The 20,386-nt window shown below is 77.2% G+C and carries 14 protein-coding genes; 7 read left to right on the forward strand and 7 right to left on the reverse strand.

The window, feature by feature from the left end; translation table 11 throughout:
- The coding region (locus RKE29_RS15545; RefSeq protein WP_312005978.1) for a protein phosphatase 2C domain-containing protein at positions 1-1,208 on the forward strand (1,208 nt) is incomplete at its 5' end.
- 332 nt (positions 1,209-1,540) lie between these two features.
- On the opposite strand, the gene RKE29_RS15550 is transcribed toward RKE29_RS15545, so the two are convergent.
- Positions 1,541-4,906, reverse strand: a complete 3,366-nt coding sequence (locus RKE29_RS15550) for a glycoside hydrolase family 38 C-terminal domain-containing protein (RefSeq protein ID WP_312005979.1) — start codon at positions 4,904-4,906, stop codon at positions 1,541-1,543.
- Positions 4,907-5,067: 161 nt separating this feature from the next.
- On the opposite strand from RKE29_RS15550, the gene RKE29_RS15555 reads away from it, so the two are divergent.
- Positions 5,068-5,709, forward strand: a complete 642-nt coding sequence (locus RKE29_RS15555; RefSeq protein ID WP_312005980.1) for an ATP-binding protein — start codon at positions 5,068-5,070, stop codon at positions 5,707-5,709.
- A 238-nt stretch (positions 5,710-5,947) separates the two neighbouring features.
- Here RKE29_RS15555 and RKE29_RS15560 read toward each other — a convergent pair whose 3' ends face one another.
- Complete coding sequence (locus RKE29_RS15560; protein WP_312005981.1) at positions 5,948-7,075, reverse strand: DUF2637 domain-containing protein; 1,128 nt, start codon at positions 7,073-7,075, stop codon at positions 5,948-5,950.
- A gap of 370 nt (positions 7,076-7,445) precedes the next feature.
- Here RKE29_RS15560 and RKE29_RS15565 point away from each other — a divergent pair, with 370 nt between their 5' ends.
- Positions 7,446-8,084, forward strand: coding sequence for a GntR family transcriptional regulator (locus RKE29_RS15565; RefSeq protein ID WP_312005989.1), 639 nt, complete (start codon positions 7,446-7,448; stop codon positions 8,082-8,084).
- 203 nt (positions 8,085-8,287) lie between these two features.
- Here RKE29_RS15565 and RKE29_RS15570 read toward each other — a convergent pair whose 3' ends face one another.
- Positions 8,288-9,073 carry a hypothetical protein gene (locus tag RKE29_RS15570; RefSeq protein WP_312005990.1) on the reverse strand — a complete coding sequence of 262 codons (786 nt, stop codon included), beginning with the start codon at positions 9,071-9,073 and terminating at the stop codon, positions 8,288-8,290.
- 227 nt (positions 9,074-9,300) lie between these two features.
- Entirely contained in the window at positions 9,301-11,040 is a 1,740-nt protein-coding gene (locus tag RKE29_RS15575) for a PucR family transcriptional regulator ligand-binding domain-containing protein (RefSeq protein WP_312005982.1), read from the reverse strand.
- Positions 11,041-11,426: 386 nt separating this feature from the next.
- Here RKE29_RS15575 and RKE29_RS15580 point away from each other — a divergent pair, with 386 nt between their 5' ends.
- The 4 genes from RKE29_RS15580 to RKE29_RS15595 all read left to right on the forward strand — a co-directional run bounded on the left by RKE29_RS15580 (position 11,427) and on the right by RKE29_RS15595 (position 16,825).
- On the forward strand, positions 11,427-12,329 hold the full coding sequence (locus tag RKE29_RS15580) for a xanthine dehydrogenase family protein subunit M (RefSeq protein ID WP_312005983.1): 903 nt from the start codon (positions 11,427-11,429) through the stop codon (positions 12,327-12,329).
- Positions 12,320-12,883, forward strand: a complete 564-nt coding sequence (locus tag RKE29_RS15585) for a 2Fe-2S iron-sulfur cluster-binding protein (RefSeq protein ID WP_312005984.1) — start codon at positions 12,320-12,322, stop codon at positions 12,881-12,883. Before RKE29_RS15580 ends, RKE29_RS15585 begins: the two co-directional genes overlap by 10 nt.
- A 27-nt stretch (positions 12,884-12,910) precedes the next feature.
- Positions 12,911-15,283 (forward strand): xanthine dehydrogenase subunit D, encoded by a 2,373-nt coding sequence (gene pucD, locus RKE29_RS15590; protein ID WP_312005991.1) that lies wholly within the window; start codon positions 12,911-12,913, stop codon positions 15,281-15,283.
- Between the two features lie 153 nt (positions 15,284-15,436).
- Positions 15,437-16,825: an XdhC family protein gene (locus RKE29_RS15595; RefSeq protein ID WP_312005985.1), complete on the forward strand. Its 1,389-nt coding sequence runs from the start codon at positions 15,437-15,439 to the stop codon at positions 16,823-16,825.
- A 78-nt stretch (positions 16,826-16,903) separates the two neighbouring features.
- Here the strand turns inward: RKE29_RS15595 and lysA are convergent, their stop codons facing one another.
- The 3 genes from lysA to RKE29_RS15610 form a co-directional block, all read right to left on the reverse strand.
- Positions 16,904-18,307 carry a diaminopimelate decarboxylase gene (gene lysA / locus RKE29_RS15600; RefSeq protein ID WP_312005986.1) on the reverse strand — a complete coding sequence of 468 codons (1,404 nt, stop codon included), beginning with the start codon at positions 18,305-18,307 and terminating at the stop codon, positions 16,904-16,906.
- Between the two features lie 158 nt (positions 18,308-18,465).
- Positions 18,466-18,870: an SAV_915 family protein gene (locus RKE29_RS15605; protein ID WP_312005987.1), complete on the reverse strand. Its 405-nt coding sequence runs from the start codon at positions 18,868-18,870 to the stop codon at positions 18,466-18,468.
- 308 nt (positions 18,871-19,178) lie between these two features.
- Complete coding sequence (locus tag RKE29_RS15610; protein WP_312005988.1) at positions 19,179-20,021, reverse strand: LuxR C-terminal-related transcriptional regulator; 843 nt, start codon at positions 20,019-20,021, stop codon at positions 19,179-19,181.
- Positions 20,022-20,386: the final 365 nt, after the last annotated feature.

The following is a 20,386-nucleotide window of genomic DNA, read 5'->3' on the forward strand; positions in this document are numbered from 1 at the left end:
GGCGGGGCGCCGACGAACCCGCCCCGGCGCCCGGCCCGCCCGCCGCGCCGCGGACCCCGGTCGCCGAGCCGGACCCGGTCGGTGATCCGGACCCGACGCCCGCCGACCGGTGGGCGTGGCGGCTGACGGCCGCGCGCTCCGGCGTGCCCGCGAGCCCGCGCCTTGACCCCCGCACGCCCGCGCTCGCCCGGGATCCCCGTACCCCCGGTGCCGTTCCGGCGCGGCGCACGCCCGCCGTCACCGTCCAGCCGCCCCCGTCCGTGGCGTTCGTCGGGGACGGGCCGCCCACGTACGACGCCGAGCCGACCGCGCTGCCGCCCGCCGACCCCGCCGACCTGGCGGACCTGGTGCCGGACACGGTCCTGGACGGCGCGCGCTACGGGCCGCTGACCCTGCGCGCCGCGTCGCTGCGCGGCGACTCCGCCCGCTACCGCGGCCAGCCGCGCCGCGACGCGCTGCTCACCGCGCGCTTCGGCACGCGCGAGAGTGCCCTGGTGCTGGTGGCGCTGGCCAGCGGCGTGCGGGCGGCGGACGGCGCGCACCGGGCGGCGCGGGAGCTGTGCGAGTGGATCGGGGCGGCCGTCGGGCGCAGCCACGCGCGGCTGTCCGAGGACATCCGCGGCGGCGACCGCGGCGCCCTGAAGTCCGGCCTGCACCGCCTGACCAGCCGCGGCTTCGGCCAGATGCGGGCCCGCGCGGCCCGGCAGGGCGTGGACCCGGGCGAGTACACCGCCGCGCTGCGCTGCCTGCTGCTGCCCGCCGACCCGGCCTGCCGGATCCGGGTGTTCTTCGGCGTGGGCGGCGGCGGTCTGCTCCGGCTGCGGGACGGCGTCTGGCAGGACCTTGAGCCGGCGCCGCGCGAGCCCGGGGACCCGCAGGGCGCGCCGGCGTCCGGCCACGGCGGCGAGGACGGCGCGGCGCCCGGGGCCTGGGGGCCCGCCGCCGGTGCCGGACCGGACACCGGCTCTCCGGCGGCGTACGACCCCTTCCTGTTCCGCGCCTCGGTCGCTCGTCCGGGTGACACGCTCCTGCTGTGCAGCGCCGGGCTGGCCGAGCCGCTGCTGGAGGAGCCGGGGCTCGCCGCCCACCTGGCGCGGCGCTGGTCGGGAGCGGAGCCGCCCGGCCTCGCCGCGTTCCTGGCGGACGTCCAGACCCGGGTGAAGGGGTACGCCGACGACCGCACGGCGGTGGCCGTGTGGGAGGAGTGAGGCCCGGCCGCTCCGGTCCGGAGCGCGGCTCCGGCCTGCTCCGGCGCGTCGGCACGCGCGTACGGCGCCGGTCGTCCGCGCGGGGCGTCACGTACGCTCCCGGCTGCCCGGGCCGCGTCGGACAGGCCACGACGCCCGGCGCGGGCGTCGCGCGGCCCGGACGGCCGGCCGCAGGCGCGTGGTGAGCGGACTGCCGCGTACGGCCCGCGGGAGCGCCGTACGGACGCGCACAGGGCTCCCGGAGCGGGTGTACGGGCCGCCGGGACGCCGCGCGGTCGGCGCGCCCCGGCGGTCGGCCCGTACCGCACGCCCCGCGCGGGCGCGCCCCGCGACTACGGGCCCGCGGGACGCAGCCGCAGGGTGAGGATCTGGTGCGGCCGCAGGGCCAGGGGCAGGCCGGCCGCGCCGGTCGGCGCCTCGCCGAGCGGGCGCTCCAGCAGGTCCGTCACCTCCGCGCGCAGCACCGGGAAGCCGGTGGTCAGGACGCCCGCCGCCCGGCCGCCCCGCGACTCGTACAGCCGCACCACCACGTCGCCGCTCCGGTCGTCCGCGAGCTTGACGGACTCGACGGTGATCGCCGGGTTGTCGACACCGACCAGCGGCGGCAGCACCGGTCCGGCGGGCAGCGGGCGGGGCGGCAGGTTCAGGGCCAGGCCCTCGGCGACCGCGTCCCCGACGTCCGCGCCGGGCAGCAGCGCGTAGCCGAAGTGGTGCGCGCCCACGTCGGTGTCCGGGTCGGGGCAGTGCGGGGCGCGCAGCAGGGTCAGCCGTACGGTGGTGCCCAGCACCGGGCCGTCCGGCGGGCCCTGACCGGCGGGCGCACCGGCGGCTCCCGGCGCGTCGGTCCCGCCGTGCGCCGTACCGGTCCCACCGTGCGCCGTACGGGTCCCACCGTGCGCCGTACGGGTCACGTCGTGGCCGTACGTCGCGTCGTTGAGCACCGCCACGCCGTACCCGGGCTCGGCGACCCGCAGCCAGCGGTGGGCGCAGATCTCGAACCGGGCCCAGTCCCAGCTCGTGTTCGCGTGCGTGGCCCGGTCCACGTGCCCGAACTGGATCTCGGCGGTGGACACCCGCGCGTGCACGTCCAGCGGGAACGTCGCCTTGACCACCTTCTCCGACTCCCGCCAGTCGACGTCCGCGGTGAAGTCCAGGCGGCGGGCCCCGGCGCTCAGCAGGATCTCCTGGGTGACGCGGGAGTGGCCGAAGACCCGTACGACCCGGACGGCCGCGCGCAGCGGCCCCGACTCGGTCAGCTCGACGGACTCGGCGCCGGTGAGGTCGGTGTGCCGGTGCCGGTAGTGGCGGTCGATGTCCCACGCGTCCCACGCGTTGGGGTGGTCGGGGTGGAGCTGGAGGAGGTTGCCGCGGGCGCCGGGCGGCAGCAGCTCGCGGGCGGCGGTGAGGTCGCGCACGCTCGTCAGCAGCCCGTCGGCGTCGACCACGGCACGCAGCAGGCCGTTGTCGAGCACGATCACGCGGCCGTCGCTCAGGGCCCGTACGGGCGCTCCGGGACCGGCGGCGGCCCGCTCCCCGGCCTCCCGCCCGGTCCCCGTCCCGGCCCCGGCGAGCCCCGGTCCGGCCGCCGCGGGGTCCGGCCCGGCGGCCTCCCGCGCGTGGCCGGTGTCGGCCGGGCCGGGACCGTCGGCGGCACCCTGCCCGCCGACGGCCGCCGACCCCAGGGCGGGCAGCCGCGCCCAGACCGCGGCCCGCCCGCCGTCGAGCGGCTGCGCCGGAGTGCCGGGCGGCAGTGCGGCCGCCGTGGCCCGGTCGAGCACGGCGACGCCCACGCGCGCGTACGGCGAGGCGTTCAGCACGACCGGGCCTCCCGCGCCCCCGGCGCCGTCCGGGCAGAGCGCCGCCACCGCCGCCGCGACGATCCCCTCCAAGGCCGCGCGTACCCGCTCGTACGTCGCGCGCGCCTCCCGGTGCACCCACGCGATGGACGAGCCGGGCAGGATGTCGTGGAACTGGTGCAGCAGCACGGTCTTCCACAGCCGGTCCAGCTCGTCGTACGGGTACGCGTAGCCCGGCGCGCGCAGCGCCGCCGCCGTGGCCCACAGCTCCGCCTCGCGCAGCAGGTGCTCGCTGCGCCGGTTGCCGCGCTTGGTCTCCGTCTGCGTGGTGTACGTCGCCCGGTGCAGCTCCAGGTACAGCTCGCCGGACCACACCGGCGCCCGCGCCCCGTACTCCTCCTCGGCCGCCGCGAAGAACGCCGACGGCTTCTCGACCGTGACGCGCGGCGAGCCCTCCAGGGACGCCAGGCGCCGCGCCTTCTCCAACATCTCCCGGGTGGGCCCGCCGCCGCCGTCTCCCCAGCCGAAGGGCAGCAGGGAGCGGGTCGCCCGGCCCTTCTCGGCGAAGTTGCGCTCCGCGCGGGCCAGCTCCCTGGCCTCGACCTTGCCGTTGTAGGTGTCCGCGGGCGGGAAGTGTGTGAACACGCGCGTGCCGTCGATGCCCTCCCACCAGAAGGTGTGGTGCGGCATCCGGTTGGTCTGGTTCCACGACAGCTTCTGGGTGAGGAACCACCGCACCCCGGCCAGCTTCGCGAGCTGCGGGAAGGCGGCGGTGTAGCCGAAGGAGTCCGGCAGCCAGATCTCTTCGGTCTCCACGCCGAACTCCTCGCGGAAGAAGCGCTTGCCGTGCGTGATCTGCCGGGCCAGCGCCTCCCCGCCGGGCATGTTGGCGTCCGACTCCACCCACATCGAGCCGACCGGCACCCAGGTGCCGTCCTGCACCGCCTGCCTGATGCGCCGCCAGATGTGCGGCTGGTGCTCCTTGACCCACGCGTACTGCTGCGCCTGCGAGCAGGCGAACACCAGTTCCGGGTACTCCTCGGCGAGCGCGGTGACGTTCGCGAACGTACGGGACGCCTTGCGCACCGTCTCCCGCAGCGGCCACAGCCACGCCGAGTCGATGTGGGCGTGCCCGGCCGCCGACACGCGGTGCGCGCTGGCGTCCGCGGGCCGGGCCAGCGCGTCGGCCAGCGCGGCCCGCCCGGCGTCCGCCGTGCCCGGGACGTCGTGCAGGTCCAGCGCGTCCAGCATGTCCTCCAGGGCGCGCAGGATCTCGTGCCGCCGCGGCCGGTCGGCGGGCAGCTCGCGCATCAGCTCCGACAGCACCTCGACGTCCGTGATCAGGTGCCAGACGCGCTCGTCGAGCACCGCGATGTCGGCCGACCCGAAGCGGTACAGCGGCGCGCGCCCGGCGGTGAGCACGTCGCCCAGCCGGGTGGGCAGGAAGTCGTGCAGGACGGCCGGGTTGGCGGCGGCCTCCAGCAGCAGCCGCACCGGCTCGCCGCCCTCGGCCGGGCCGGCGACGGGCACGTGCCGGTTGCGCGGGTGCACGCCCTTCAGCGGCACGCCCCGCGCGTCGTACACCAGCCCCTCGGCCTGGGTGCCGGGCGACGAGCCGGTAAAGCCCGGGTCCACCACCACCTCCACCCGGCGGCCCGCCCACGCGCGCGGCACCGCGCCCTCCATCCGGAACCACCAGGTGGACCACGGCCTGCCCCAGGCCGCGCCGGGCTCGAACGGCGCGTACGCCGCCTCAAGCGCCTCCGCCACGGGCACCGGCTCGCCGGGCACCTCCCACGCGGACAGGGTCAGCGGCACGCGCTCGGGGTACTGCGCGGGCCTGACGAACTGGCGCAGGGCCCTCTCAAGGCGGGCCTCCACCAGCGTACGGTCGTCGTGCATCGCGGCTCCTCGAAGGTCCTCACACGCTGCGCGGATGACTCCCCCGACCCTCGATCCATTCCCCCCGCGTGTGGGGCGCAACACGAGGGGCATGCATTCTCGTGAACGCGTTCGACGACAACAGCCGACGGTCGACCCAGAGCGGGCGGGGCGGGGATGCGATGACACGGCAGCCTGCGTGGCCGGGCAGAACGGACAGCCGGCCGGATACCGGAGGGGCGGCGATCGAGGGAGCGGTCGAAGAGGAGCGCACACCGGCCTGGAGCCGGCGTCTGCGGCACGCCGACCTGTCCGCGGTGGCGGAGGTGCGCGCCGGGCTGCGGGAGCTGTTGCGCCACTGGGGGCAGCCGGGCCGGACGGAGGTCGCCGAGCTGCTGGTCAGCGAGCTGGTCACCAACGCGCTGGTGCACACCGACCACGGCGCGGTGGTCACGGCCACGCTCGACGGGGCGGCCGCGGCGCTGACCGGGCAGGCGGCGGCGCTGGGCGGCGGGGCGCCGGGGCCGCACGCGGAGGCGGCGGGGCGGGGCGACCGGGCCGCCGGGCGGGGCGACGGAGCCGCAGTGCCGGGCGACCGGTCCGCGGTGCTGGGCGACGGGGCCGCGGCGCTGGTCAAGGGCCGATTACGGGTCGAGGTCCGGGACTTCGCCGCCCGGCACCCCGTGCCGCGCGCCCGCGACGCCGACGAGGGCACGTCCGGGCGCGGACTGCTGCTGGTGCACTCGCTGTCGGACGCGTGGGGCGTGCGGTCGTACGGCGTGGGCAAGGCGGTGTGGTTCGAGCTGGACGCCGGCACGGGCTGAGCGCCCGCGCGCGGCGCCGCCCTGGCCGCGGGCCGTTACGGGCCCGTACGGAACCGGGCGCGGGGGAGTGGACCCACGGGCGGCGGACGGGCTGTGAGGAGAAGCCGGAGAAGCCGGAGAAGCTGGACAAGCCGGAGAACGGACGAGCGGGCCGCGGGACGCTGCCGTCCCGTGGCCCGCTCGCCACCGCCGGGCACCGCGCCCGGTTCGGGTTCCCACCGCGGTCTGCCGCCCGGCGTCAGCCGAAGGCGCGCTCGATCTGCGCCAGCTTCTCCTCCAGGGAGTCCAGCCGCGGAATGGTGAGGGTGTCGTCCTCGGCCGTGAGGTCGATGGTGCGGGGGCGGTCCGTGCCGCCGTCAGCGCTCGTCCCGCCTGCCGACGAGCCCGGGCCGGTGGCCGAGCGCAGCACGGGACGAGACGACGGCGCTGCCACGGCCGCGGTCGAAGCCGAGGACGCCGGCAAGGTCTCCGGCGCGTCCGATAGGGCAGGCTCCGAACTGACCTGCCCGGCGGCCGGTGCCAGCGCGGGCAGCTCCACCTGGCGGCCGCCGCCGCGCGGGCCCCACAGCCGGCGGTGCTGCCGGTTGTACGCCTTGATCCGGGCCCGGTCCAGCTTCTCCTGGTCCCGCCTGCGGTGCCGGTTCTGCTCCTGCTGGCGCCGGTCCTCGCGCACCTCCTCGACGGCCTCGTCCAGAGTGCGGACACCCTCCAGCAGCATGAGCGACCACGCGGCGAACGTCTCGCGGGGCGCACGCAGCCAGCGCACGATGCGGATCTGCGGCAGCGGCCTGGGCACGAGGCCCTGCTCGCGCAGCGCCGCCCGGCGGGTCTGCTTCAGCGCGCGGTCGAACAGGACGGCCGCCGACAGCGACATGCCCGCGAAGAACTGCGGCGCGCCCGCGTGGTCGGCGCCGCGCGGCGCGTGCACCCAGTTGAACCAGGCGGCGGCGCCCGCGAACAGCCACACCAGCAGGCGCGAGCCGAGCGCCGCGTCGCCGTGGCTGGCCTCGCGCACCGCGAGCACCGAGCAGAACATGGCCGCGCCGTCGAGGCCGAACGGCACCAGGTACTCCCAGCCGCCCGACAGGTTCAGGTTCTGCCGTCCGAAGCCCACCAGGCCGTGGAAGGAGAGTGCGGCGGCGACGGCCGCGCAGCAGAAGAGCAGCAGGTAGGACGCCATCCCGTAGATGGCCTCCTTGCGCCGCCGCCGTTCCTCGCTGCGCTCCCAGGAGTCAGTGATCACGCTGTCTTCCTTTTTACGGGTGTCCTTGCGTCCGCGCGCGAGCACCGTCACCGCCGTCACGGCTCCGACGAGCGCCACGGCGCCAGGCAGTGTCCAGCCCAGCGAAAGATCGGTAAGTCTCATGCGGTGCCCCTTGTCCTCGCTTCCGTTGAAGTCCTGGCCATGGTGCGGCCCACTCGCGCGACATCTTGGCGGAAACACCCTTTGTCCCGGGCGATTTCGAGACAACTGTGGCCACGGGATGGCGGGGGGACGCGGGTAGCTGCCGTACGGTTCGGACGCTCGCCTGCGCAAGCGCAACGCATTCTATTCACGGAAACCGACCAACTGTCAGCAGGGGAATGTACTTGTAACACACCGCGGCCGCCGTCCACCGCCGCAACCGGGTTGGACCGCGCGCCGCGTCCGCATATCGTTTCAATCGGACGTCAGGAGGAGGCCAGTGGAGCAGGCCGGAGCGGACCCGGGGGCGTGGCCGCCGCAGCACGGCCGCGTGCCCCGGCCACGCAAGGCGCCGCGCCGCCACTCCGTCCGCGGCCAGGTCCTCGACGCCCTGCGCAGCGCGCTGATCGGCGGCGAGCTGACCCCCGGCGAGGTGTACTCGGCGCCCACCCTCGCCGAGCGCTTCGGGGTGTCGCCCACGCCCGTACGGGAGGCCATGCAGCAGCTCGCGGGCGAGGGGGCCGTGGAGGTGGTGCCCAACCGCGGCTTCCGGGTGGCCCGCCGCAGCGCGCGCGAGCTGGCCGAACTGGCCGAGGTGCGGGCCCTGCTGGAGATACCGGTGGTGCTGGACCTGGCGCGGGAGCTGCCGCGCGAGCGGTGGGCGTCGCTGCGCCCGGCCGCCGAGGCCACGGCGGCGGCCGCCGCCACCGGCGACCGGGCCGCGTACCTGGATTCGGACCGCGCGTTCCACCAGGCGGTGCTCAGCCTGGCCGGAAACAGGCAGCTGGTTCTGGTCGCCGACGACCTGCACCGGCGCGTCCAGTCGCCGGTGGTGCCGGGGGAGTTCACGCGCGTCACCGACCTGGTCGCGGACGCGGCCGAGCACCTGGCGCTGCTCGACGCGCTCGCGGACCAGGACCTCGACGCGGCAGAGGTGCTGCTGCGCGAGCACCTGCGCACCACGCTGTGAACACCGCGCTGTGAGCACCGGGCTGTCGAGGCGGCGGGCCCACGCGGTCCGTACGGGCCGGGCCCCGCGGTCCGTACGGGCCGGGCCGCGCGGTCCGTACGGGCCGAGCCGCGCCGCTGTCCGTACGGTGCCGGGTCGTCCGTACGAGCGCGCCGCCGGGGGCGCGCCCGGGAGCGGGCGTCAGGCGGCCTCGGGCCGGGAGTTCAGCCGTTCTCCGGCGCGGTCAGCCGCTCGGCCAGCCAGGCGGGCACGCCGCCCAGCAGCCGCACCAGCCGGGCGGCCTCGGCGCGCAGCCGCGAGGCGTCCGGCTCCGGCTCCACGGCGGCCAGCGCCGCGAGCGCCGGGGCGATGCCGATCAGGTAGCCCAGCTCCTCGCGGATGCGCAGGGACTCGGCGAAGCCGTGCCGGGCCTGCGCCGTGTCGCCCGCCCGCTCCGCCATGGCGGCCAGGTGCCGCCAGGTGGACGAGCGCAGCAGCGCGTCCCCGCCCGCCGCTGCGGCCGCGTGGGCCCGCTGGAAGGCGGCCTGCGCGCCGGCCGCGTCGCCGCCGAGGTGCTGGGCGATCAGGCCGCGCCGGAAGTCCAGCCGCGGGCGCACCGCCGAGCCGGGCGGCAGCAGCGCGGCCGCCCGGCCCAGCGCCGCGCGCGCCTCGTCGGCGCGGTCCCGCGTGCCGAACAGCGTGGACGCGTACGCCAGGTAGCCCCGTTCGCACGCGGCGGCGCCGCGCTCCTCGTCGGTGACCGCCAGCGCCTCCGCCGCCCGCAGCGCGTCCTCGGCGGCGTGCCAGCCCGCGGAGGTGAACACGCACCGCTCGGTGAGCACCACGCTGCGCTGGAGCGCGACGGCGGCGTCGGTGGTCGCGCGCGGTGCGAGCAGAGCGGCGGCGTCCTCCCAGCAGCCGCGCGAGCGCAGCCGCCACACGGCGGCGCCCAGGGGGTCGTCCGGATGGTGCGTACGCGGTTCGGAATCTGACGATCCAGGTCGTGACATGGCGGTGTCCGCCACGGTGCCCTCCCCAAGCGCGCCGTCGAGCCGGAAGCCGTTTGGGAATCTCAGCACGCCGGCAAGGGCCCGGCCAAGACTCAGGTGTGAATGTATTCACAAAGCTTGTCGGCGACTTTTCGGCGTGTCGTGAGCGGCCCGGGCTGCCACGGGGTGAATCGGCGGCGACGGGCAGGCGTACGGGAGCGCTCGCGTCGGGGCGCGCGCACGCGACGTCAGGTCATGCGCAGCGCCAGGAAGAAGTCCAGCCGGTCCTCCAGACGTCCCAGGTCGCGGCCGGTGAGCTGCTCGATCCGGGCGACCCGGTACCGCAGCGTGTTCACGTGCACGTGCAGCGTGGCCGCGCACCGGGTCCACGAGCCGTCACATGTCAAGAAGGAATCCAGGGTTCGCACCAGGTCGGCGCGGTGCCGGCGGTCGTAGTCGCGCAGCGGGTCCAGCAGCCGGGAGGTGAACACGCGGCGCACGTCGTCCGGGACGAACGGCAGCAGCAGTACGTGCGAGGCCAGTTGCTGGTGGCCTGCCGCGCACACCCGTCCCGGGCGGGCCGCCGCGACGCGGCGGGCGTGCCGGGCCTCCTCCAGGGCGCCGTGCAGCCCCTCGGCGGAGTGCACGGCGGCGCTCAGCCCCAGCGTGATCCGGCCATCTTCGCCCAGGCCCCGGGCCAGCGGGGCGCGCACCGCGGCGAGCAGGGCGTCCGGGTGGGCGGTGCCGTCCGCCGCGCCGCCCGGGACAGGCGGCGCGTCCGGCTCCCGTGCGGCCGCCTCCGGCGCCTCGGACCGTGCCGCCACGGGCGGCCCGGGCAGCGCCACGAGCGCGACGGCCTCGCCGCCGGCCTGTCCCACCGCGACCCGGTCGGCGGGCTCGGCGCCGGCCGCCTCCGGGCCGGCCAGGATCTCCTCCAGCAGCGCCCGGGCCAGCGGGCCGTTCGCCGCCGCGTCCGGGCCGCACTCGACCCGGGCCACCACGACCTGCCAGCGCGGCGCGGCGCCCAGTCCCGGCAGCAGCACCGGCGCGGTCACCCGCAGCCGCGCGGCGATCTCGGCGGGCGGCGCGCCCGCGGCCGCCAGGTCCACCACCTCCTGCGCCAGGCGGCGGCGCACGGCCCGGGCCGCGTCGCGCCGGTCCCGCTCCACCGCGATTAGCCGCGCCACGCCGCGCAGCAGGTCCAGCCGCTGCTCGGGCCAGTCGCCCGCGTCCGCCTCGACGGCCAGCAGCCAGTCCGGCAGCGCGGCCGCCTCCGCTCGCTCGGCCGCCTCCGCCTGCTCGGGCGGCGCCGCGCCGCCGACGGGGAACAGGGAGTACGTCACGCCGTCGGCGGCCCTCACCCGGTGCGGGAAGCGCCGCCGGGCCCGTACGGCCGCCAGGTGCTCGCCCGCCAGCTCGGCGCGCACGGCCGCGGTGAGCCGCCGGTCCGGCCCGGTCGGCCCGGCGACGCGGCGGCCGGTGGGGGACAGCACCCAGGCGCGCAGGTCCAGGTCGGAGCGGAGCAGGTCCAGGGCGACCTCGGGTCCGCCGCCGGCCGGCCCGCCCGCCACCAGGCGGCGGTGCCGCTCCACGACCGCCGCCAGGTCGCCGGCCCGCTCGGCGGACACCTGGCGCACCACGTGCTCGGTGATGGACGCGAACGACACGTCCTCGACCACGGAGAACAGCGGCAGGCGGTGCCGCGCGCAGGCCGCCACCAGGTCGCCGGGCACCGAGCCCAGCTCGGCCTCGCCGGCCGCGAGCCCCGCGACCCCGGCCGCGGCCAGGATGCGGACGAACCGCTCGGAGTCGGCGGGCCGCCGCCGCCAGGCCAGGCCGGTCAGGACCAGCTCGCCGCCCGACAGGTAGCGGCTCGGGTCGCGCAGGTCGGTGGTCATCACGCCGCGCACGGACCGGTCCAGCTCGGCCTCGCCGCCGAGCAGGCGAAGCCCCAGGGTGTCGGTCTCCAACAGCGCGCGCAGCCGCATCGTGCCCCTCTCGCCGTTCCAGTGCGGGTGCCGGACGAGGCCGGAAACCGGGCGGGCCGCGGGCGCGGGCGGGCCGTGGCACCGGCCGGGACGGGTCCGGGAACACCGGCTCCGCCTTTTGTGCGAATCTACAAGAATGGCCGCTCGCGCGGTCAACGGCTTTCATGGTTTCCGTGACTGCACCGGCCCCGGCGTGCGCCGGTGTACTGGAGGGAGCCCCCTGCGAGACCGGCTTTCCGTCCGTACCCCCAGCGCTCTCGCCGCACCGCGCCCGGCGTCCGCCGGCCGGGCGGCGGCCCGCGCGTGCGGGCACGGAACGACCAGAAGAACCGGAAGTACCGGAAGCAGCCGAGAGCGGCGAAACGAGCGGAAGAAGACGACTACGCATGGAGTTCCTGCGCCCCGAGAGCTGGCAGGACGCGCTCGCCGCCAAGGCGGAGCACCCCGAGGCCGTGCCCCTGGCGGGCGGCACCGACGTCATGGTGGACCTCAATTTCGACCGGCTGCGGCCCGCCTACCTGCTGGACCTGACCCGTGTCCCCGAGCTGGCGGAGTGGGAGACCGGGCAGGACACCGTGCGGCTGGGCGCCGGCGTGCCGTACGCCCGGATCATCGACCACCTGGCGGCCGAGCTGCCGGGCCTGGCGCTGGCCGCCCGGACCGTCGGCTCGCCGCAGATCCGCAACCGCGGCACCGTGGGCGGCAACCTGGGCGCCGCCTCCCCGGCCGGTGACGCGCACCCGCCGCTGCTGGCGGCCGGCGCCGAGGTGGAGGCGGTGTCGGTGCGCGGCACCCGCCGCATCCCGGTGGAGGAGTTCTACACGGGCGTGAAGCGCACCGCGCTGGCGTCCGACGAGCTGATCAGGGCGGTGCACATCGCCCGCGCGGACGGGCCGCAGCAGTTCTCCAAGGTCGGCACCCGCAACGCCATGGTCATCGCGGTGTGCGCGCTCGGCCTCGCGCTGCACCCGCGCACCCGGACCGTGCGCGTGGGTCTCGGCTCGGTCGCACCCACCCCCGTACGGGCCCGGGCGGCCGAGGACTTCCTGGCCGGCGCGCTGGCGGAGGGCGGCTGCTGGGACAGCGGCGCGCCGGTCGCCCCGGCCGCCGCGCGGCGCTTCGCGGACCTGTGCGCGGCCGCCTGCGACCCCATCGACGACGTGCGCGGCACCGCCCGCTACCGCCGCCACGCCGTCGCCGTCATGGCCCGCAGAACGCTCGGCTGGGCCTGGGAGGACTACCGGGGCCGGGCGGCGCGCGGCACGGAAGGAGGCGCGTCATGCGCGTGAACGTCACCGTCAACGGCCGCCCCTGCCAGGCCGACGACGTCTGGGAGGGCGAGAGCCTGCTGTACGTGCTGCGCGAGCGGCTGGGCCTGCCCGGCTCGAAGAACGCGTGCGAGCAGGGCGAGTGCGGCTCGTGCACGGTCCGGCTGGACGGCGTGCCGGTGTGCGCCTGCCTGGTGGCCGCTGGGCAGGCCGAGGGCCGCGAGGTGGTCACCGTGGAGGGCCTGGCCGGCCTGGCCGCCGCCCGCGCGGGCGGCCGGGAAGCCACGCGCGCGGACGGCGCGGTGGAGCCGTCCGCCGGGGACCGGGCCGCGGCGGCCCCGGACAGCGGCCTGTCGCCCGTCCAGCAGGCGTTCGTCGACGCGGGCGCCGTCCAGTGCGGCTTCTGCACCCCGGGCCTGCTGGTGGCCGCCGACGAGCTGCTGGAGCGGCACCCCGAGCCCACCGACGCCGACATCCGCGAGGCGCTGTCGGGCAACCTGTGCCGCTGCACCGGCTACGAGAAGATCCTCGACGCGGTCCGCCTCGCGGCCGCCCGCACCGGCCAGGGAGCGTGACCCGTGGGCACCGAGCCGAACCGGACCGTGGGCCGCGCGCCCGCCGTCATCACCCAGGGCAGCCGCACCCCGGGCGGCGTGGGGGAGTCCACGCCGCGCCCGGACGGCATCCTGAAGGTGACCGGCGAGTTCGCGTACTCCTCCGACCTGTGGCACGAGGACATGCTGTGGGGCCACACGCTGCGCAGCCCGCACGCGCACGCCGAGATCGTCTCCCTCGACGTCACCGCGGCGCTGGCCACACCCGGCGTGCACGCCGTCCTGACGTACGACGACCTGCCCGCCGCCACCCACTACGGGCTGGAGATCCGCGACCAGCCGGTGCTGGCGAAGGACCGGGTGCGCTACCACGGCGAGCCGGTCGCCGTCGTGGCCGCCGACCACCCGGAGACCGCGCGCCGCGCCGCCGCCCGTATCGCGGTGGTCTACGCCGAGCTGCCGCCGGTCACCGACGAGGCGAGCGCCACCGGACCGGACGCGCCCGTGCTGCACCCGGGCCGCACCGACCGGCACGCCGCGCACGCGCCGCACCCGAACGTCGTGCACCGCCAGCCGGTGCGCCGCGGCGACCTGGCCGCCGCCCGCGCGCGGGCCGACGTGGTCGTGCGCCGCGACTACGAGGTCGGCATGCAGGACCAGGCTTTCCTGGGCCCCGAGTCGGGCCTGGCGGTGCCCGCCGAGGACGGCGGCGTGGACCTGTACATCGCCACCCAGTGGCTGCACGTCGACCAGGACCAGCTCGCGCCCGTCCTGGGCCTGCCGAAGGACAAGGTGCGGCTGACGCTGTCCGGCGTCGGCGGCGCGTTCGGCGCGCGGGAGGACCTGTCGATGCAGGCCCACGCGTGCCTGCTCGCGCTGCGCACCGGCCGCCCTGTCAAGATCGTCTACAACCGGTACGAGTCCTTCTTCGGCCACGTCCACCGGCACCCCGCGCGGCTCGCCTACGAGCACGGCGCCTCCCGGGACGGCACGCTGCAGTACGTCCAGGCCCGCATCGTGCTGGACGGCGGCGCGTACGCCTCGTCGTCGTCCGCCGTCGTCGGCAACGCCGCCTCGCTGGGCGTGGGCCCGTACGAGGCCGCGGCCGTGGACGTGGAGGCCCTGGCGCTGTACACCAACAACCCGCCGTGCGGCGCCATGCGCGGCTTCGGCGCGGTCCAGGCGTGCTTCGCCTACGAGGCCCAGATGGACGCCGTCGCGGCGGAGCTGGGCCTGGACCCGGTGGAGTTCCGGCAGCGCAACGCGATGTCCCAGGGCTCGGTGATGCCCACCGGGCAGCGCGTGGACGCCCCGGCGCCCGTGGCCGAGCTGCTGCGCCGCGTCAAGGAGCGGCCGCTGCCCCCGGAGCGGCCCTGGGCGGACGCCGGCGGCGCGGTGGACGTGCGGGAGCTGCCGGGCGGCCTGTCCAACACCACGCACGGCGAGGGCGTGGTGCGCGGCGTGGGGTACGCGGTCGGCATCAAGAACGTCGGCTTCTCCGAGGGCTTCGACGACTACTCCACCGCCCGGGTGCGCCTGGAGGTGGCGGGCGGCGAGCCGGTCGCCACCGTGCACACCGCGATGGCCGAGGTCGGGCAGGGCGGCGTCACCGTGCACGCCCAGATCGCGCGCACCGAACTGGGGGTCACCCAGGTCGTCATCGCGCCCGCCGACACCCGGGTCGGCTCGGCGGGCTCCACCTCCGCCTCCCGGCAGACGTACATGACCGGCGGCGCGGTCAAGCACACGTGCGAGGCGGTGCGCGAGGAGGTGATCCGGCGCGGCCGGGAGGCGTACGGCGCGTCGCACCCGGCGTGGTCCCAGGACGGGCTGCGGCTGGAGGGCGGCAAAATCGTCACCCGCGCGGGCGAGGTCGTCGCCGACCTGGCCGCCGTGCTGGGCGCGGAGGCCGTCGAGGTCGTGCGGGAGTTCCGGCACCGGCCGACCGAGCCGTTCGACCTGGTCACCGGGCAGGGCTTCGGCCACGTGCAGTACTCGTTCTGCGCGCACCGGGCCGTGGTGGACGTGGACACCGAGCTGGGCCTGGTCAAGGTGATCGAGCTGGCCGCGGCCCAGGACGTGGGCAAGGCGCTGAACCCGCTGTCCGTGGTCGGCCAGATCCAGGGCGGCACGGTCCAGGGCCTGGGCCTCGCGGTCATGGAGGAGATCGTCGTCTCCGACCGGGCGCGGGTGCGCAACCCGTCCTTCACCGACTACCTGATCCCCACCATCCTCGACACGCCCGCCATCCCGGTGGACGTGCTGGAACTGGCCGACGACCACGCCCCGTACGGGCTGCGCGGCGTCGGCGAGGCGCCCACCCTGTCGTCCACGCCCGCGGTCGTCGCCGCCATCAGGGCGGCCACCGGCCTCGCGCTGCGGCGCGTGCCGGTGCGGCCCGAGCACCTGACCGGGACGTGAGGGCCGCGCGCGGGAACGTGCGCGGGCCGGGCGTGTTCATGTGGGTGCCCGGCGGCGTGTTCGGCGCCTGCCGCGCCCCGAACCCGATCGAGCATGGGCTGGGCGTCCGGTAGCCACCCGGACGCCCAGCCGCCAGGAGGAGGTCGGACCACCATGCTGGACATCGCGGCGGACCTGCGCCGCTGGTGCGCGGACGGGCGCGCCTTCGCCGTCGCCACGGTCGTGGCCGTGCGCGGCAGCGCGCCCCGGCAGCCGGGCGCCGCCCTGGCCGTCGACGCCGGCGGCACGGCGGTCGGCAGCGTGTCCGGGGGCTGCGTGGAAGGGGCGGTGTACGACCTGTGCCAGGAGGCGCTGCGCACCGGGCGCGCCGTACGGGAGACCTTCGGCTACTCCGACGACGACGCCTTCGCCGTCGGCCTGACCTGCGGCGGCGCCGTCGACGTGCTGGTGACGCCGGTGCCCGCGGCCGACACGCGCGTACGGCCGGTGCTGGCCGGCGCGCTGGCCGCGGTGGCGGAGGGCCGCGCGGTGGCCCTCGCGCGGGTCGTGGACGGGCCCGGGGACATGCTGGGGCGGGCGCTGCTGGTACGGCCGGACGGGACGTACGAGGGGACGCTGGACGGACCGCCGCCCGGCGAGCCCACCGCGGCGCCCGGCGGGCCGCCGACCGGCGGCGTGCGCTCCGCCGCGCAGGGAGGGCCGTCCGCCCCGGGCGCGGATCCGGGCGGCCCGGACGGACCCGGTGACGACTGCGCCGGCCGCGGTGAGGCGGCCGGTCCGGGCGGCGCCCTGGAGTGTGCCGCCGCGCGCGAGGCCCGCGCCCTGCTCGACGCCGGGCGGACCGGCACGGTGCGCACCGGCGCGGACGGCCGCCGCTGCGGCCCGGTGACCCTGCTGGTGGAGTGCGCCGCCCCGCCGCCCCGCATGATCGTCTTCGGTGCGGTGGACTTCGCGGGCGCGCTGGTGCGGGTGGGGAAGTTCCTGGGCTACCACGTGACCGTCTGCGACGCCCGGCCCGTCTTCGCCACCCCGGCGCGCTTCCCGGAGGCCGACGAGGTGGTGGCCGACTGGCCGCACCGCTACCTGGCGGCGACCCGCACCGACGCGCGCACGGCGCTGTGCGTGCTCACCCACGACCCGAAGTTCGACGTCCCGCTGCTGCTGCGGGCGCTGCGGCTGCCCGTGGCCTACGTCGGCGCGATGGGCTCGCGCCGCACCCACGCCGACCGCGCCGCCCGGCTGCGCGCGGCCGGGGTCACCGAGGCGGAGCTGGCCCGGCTGCGCTCCCCGATCGGCCTGGACCTCGGCGCCCGTACGCCCGAGGAGACGGCGCTGTCGATCGCCGCCGAGATCGTCGCGGACCGGCGCGGGGGCGGCGGCGCGCGCCTGACGGGCACGGACACGCCCATCCACCACGACGGGGAGCACGACGGGGAGCCGGACGGCGGCGGCGGCGAGGCCGGCCCGGACAGCGGCGCCGGGCCGGCTCGGAGCCCCCTCGTGAGCCCCGAGCCGGCCCGGTCGGCCGGCGCCCGCCCGTGACCGGGCGGCGTTCGGACGTCCTGCCAGGTGTCCTGTCAGGTGTCCCGTCTGGCGGCCCTTCGGCGGCCTGCGGCGGACTCACAGGCCCAGGTCCCGCGCGCGCAGGTCGGCCAGCGTCTCGCGGCGCACCAGCAGGCGGGCCCGGCCGCCGGAGACGGCGGCGACGGGCGGCCGGCCGACCAGGTTGTAGCTGGAGGCCATCGACAGGTGGTAGGCGCCCGCCGCGGGCACGGCCAGCAGGTCGCCGGGCCGCACGTCGGCGGGCAGCTCCACGTCCTCGGCCAGCACGTCGCCGGCCTCGCAGTGCCGTCCTACGACCGTCACCCGGCGGGGCGGCGCGGCCGAGCCGCGCCCGGCCAGCCGGACGGTGTAGCGCGCGCCGTACAGCGCGGGCCGCGGGTTGTCGCTCATGCCGCCGTCGACGGCCACGAAGGTGCGCGCGGCGCCGGTCTTGACGGCCAGCACCCGGTACAGGGCCACGCCCGCCGGGCCCGCTATCCAGCGGCCCGGCTCCACCGCCAGGCGCGGCACGGGCAGGCCCGCCTCGGCGCAGCGCGCGTGCAGCTCCGGCACCACCCGGTCGGCGTACACGCGCGGGTCGAAGGCCGGGTCGCCGTCCCGGTAGGCGATCGCGAAGCCGCCGCCGAGGTCCAGCTCGGGCAGGGTCACGCCGTGCCGGTCGCGGACCCGGGCCAGCAGCGACACCAGCCGCCTTACGGCCGTCACGTACGGCTCGACGCCCGCGATCTGCGAGCCGAGGTGGCAGTGCAGCCCGGCCAGCTGGAGCGCGGGCTGGCCCAGGATGCGCGCGATCGCGTCCTCCGCCACGCCGCCGGTGATGGGCACGCCGAACTTCTGGTCCTCCACGCCGGTGCGTACGGCCTTGTGGGCGCCCGCCTCGACGCCGGGCACCACGCGCAGCAGCACCCGCTGCCGGGGCGTGCCGGTGGCCGGCAGCAGGGCCGCGAGGCGGGAGATCTCCCCGGTGCTGTCGACCACGATCCGGCCGACGCCCAGCCGCAGCGCGGCCCGCAGCTCCTCGGGGCTCTTGGCGTTGCCGTGCAGGGTGATCCGGCCGGCCGGGAAGCCGGTGACGGCGGCCAGTTCCAGCTCTCCCGCCGAGCAGACGTCCAGGGACAGGCCCTCGTCGTCCATCCAGCTGACCATCGCGCGGCACAGGAAGGCCTTGGAGGCGTAGGCGACGTCCGCGCCGGGCAGGGCGGCGCGCCACGCGCGGGCGCGGGCGCGCACCTCGTCCTCGTCCAGGACGTACGCGGGAGTGCCGAAGCGGTCGGCCAGCTCGGCGAGCGGCACGCCGCCGACGGCGAGTTCGCCGGAGGGCAGGGTCTGGGCGGAGGCGGGCCAGACGGGGCCAGGGGAGACGGCGTCGGGGCGGGCGGCGTCGGAGCGGGCGGCGCCGGCGGTCTCGGGGCGGGCGGCGCGAGGGGGCGGCGGGGTGGGGGCGGCGAGGCGAAGAGACATTCGGACATGCCTCCTTACAGGAGGAGCGAGGTGCGGGGGGAGGCGGGATACCGGGAGGGGCNGACATGCCTCCTTACAGGAGGAGCGAGGTGCGGGGGGAGGCGGGATACCGGGAGGGGCGCGCGGACGGGCGGCCGCCGCGCGACGGGCGGGGGCGGTCAGCGCGGAGCGCCCACCGCGCCCGCGTCCCGGTCCCGGACCGGGGGCCGCCCGTCCGCGAGCCCGGCGAGGGGCGCGGTCTCGGCCACGGCGGGCGCCGCGGGCATCCGGGGGGCGGGGTGGCGGGGCGGGGCGGCGGTGAGCACCGGGTCGACGGACAGCCGGTCCACCCCCAGCGGCCGGGTCAGTTCCCGGACGGCCGGTTCGGCCAGCCGAATCCACGCCTGGTCGGGCCCGAGGACGTGGGCCAGCCGCCACCGCGTGGTGAAGGCGACGGCGGTGCGGGCACCCATCGGGGTGCGGTAGAGGCGCAGGGCGCACCCGGCAGGACCCTGCCGTACGGGGACGTACAGCGGCTCTGCCGGGCGATCGTCGGACGGTTCGCCGTCCTCGGTGCGGTTCATGGGCGGTGCTCCTGTGGCGTGCGGGGCCGGTCGGTACGGCATCGACGCTAGGGCCGCGGCGCGCGGGCGGCGTCGGCACTGACGCTCCCCTGACTCCGCGGCGCGCCGATTTGACGGCCTCTTGACGCGAACGGGGGTGACGGGGCGGTCGACCGGCGCTATCGCCCCGCAGGGCGGAGCCGGGCGCCGCCGCGCCGCCGCCCGGCCGCCGGAGCCTGTCCGGCGGCCTCCCGGTAGCGCGCCCCGCGCGTGCGCCCGGACCCGGCCGTACGGCGCGGCGCGCGCCCGCGCGGGGCCGCCGCCGCCTCTCACGGCAGCACGCCGGCCCGCCGCGCCTCGACTACTGCTTGTAACCGCGTGTGGGCTCCCAGTTTCCTCATGGACGAGCGCAGGTAGCTCTTGACGGTCTCCGGGCGCAGGCCCAGCCGCTCGGCCGCCGCCGCGTTCGTGGCGCCGGTCGCCACGCACGCCAGCACGTCCACCTCGCGCGGCGACAGGTCCACCACCCGGCGTCCCGCCGCCGACTGCGGCAGTCCCGAGGAGGCCCTGGCCAGGCGCCGGCAGGCCGCGAGTATCTGCTCGCGCACCTCCGGATCGGCCACCTGCTGGGCCAGGGCGCGCAGCTCGCCGTGCGCCTCGCGCACCTCCTCCCACACGGCCGTGTCGGCCTCCACCGGCTGGCTGGCCACGGTCATCAGCCGCTGCGCCTCCTCGCGCAGGGCCAGCGCCTGCTCCAGCTCGCGCGCCGCCTCCATGGCCGCGGTCAGGGCCCGGTCGCCCAGCGCCAGGGGCTGGCGCAGGGCGCCGTACAGCACGCCGCGCACGCGCCCGCGCACCACCACCGGCACCGCCAGGATCGAACGCAGGCCCTCGGCGGTGACCGCCTCGTCGTACTCGTGGCTGATGGCCCGTGAGGTGGTGTAGTCGATCACCGAGATCGGGCGGGACATGGTGAGCACCTTGCCGCCCAGTCCGTTGCCCGGAGTAACCGCGAGGCCCTGTAACGAACTGGTCGTCGTGCCCGTCAGGTCCGAGATGCGGAACTGTCGCGTCCCGGCGAAAACCCCCCCGAAGGCGACGGGCAGACCGCCGCGCCGCCGCAGGCGCAGCAGCGCCGTCCGTACGTCAACGGCCCGGTCGGATCTCGCCATGGCCACCTCCCCGTCATATGCCTACCCCCGTCCGGGGGTAGTGAGACTCAGATCACCCGTCGCACGATGCTAGCGAGCGGTACGGCAATCAGGAGGACATGTGACAGCAATGAGTCCGTCTCACGGCGCGCGGAGGGCGGGGGAATTGGCCGTCGCCGCGCGACGCGGGCGCGCGGCGACGTATGGCGGGTACACCCGTCCGCGCGCCTCGGGACGGGCCCGGGCCGTGTTACCGGCCGCTGTGGGAGCCGCGGGCATGGGTGTGTTTTCGGACTTTCCCAGGTGGCCCGGCCGGGCCGACCGCGGGCCCGCCGTGGCCGATTGCGCGTACGGCCCGGCCGGCCGCCGCGCCGCCCGGGCCCGAC

Origin of the sequence: Streptomyces sp. B1866 (genome assembly GCF_031932565.1) — a bacterium.
GTDB lineage: Bacteria > Actinomycetota > Actinomycetes > Streptomycetales > Streptomycetaceae > Streptomyces.